Here is a 246-nt window from a genome sequence, read left to right on the forward strand (position 1 = left end):
CCGGAATTGCTAGTAATCGCGGATCAGCATGCCGCGGTGAATACGTTCCCGGGCCTTGTACACACCGCCCGTCACACCACGAGAGTTTGTAACACCCGAAGTCGGTGGGGTAACCTTTTGGAGCCAGCCGCCTAAGGTGGGACAGATGATTGGGGTGAAGTCGTAACAAGGTAGCCGTATCGGAAGGTGCGGCTGGATCACCTCCTTTCTATGGAGTAACTAACTCTAATCGACGAACAACCTCGG

At 54.9% G+C, this 246-nt stretch carries 1 rRNA gene; it reads left to right on the top strand.

Annotation, left to right across the window (positions count from 1 at the left end):
* A 16S ribosomal RNA gene (locus MW695_RS23325) occupies positions 1 to 208 on the top strand; the annotation flags it as partial.
* Positions 209 to 246: the final 38 nt, after the last annotated feature.

The sequence above is a fragment of the Halalkalibacter sp. APA_J-10(15) genome (genome assembly GCF_023017105.1).
Lineage (GTDB): Bacteria > Bacillota > Bacilli > Bacillales > Bacillaceae_D > Halalkalibacter.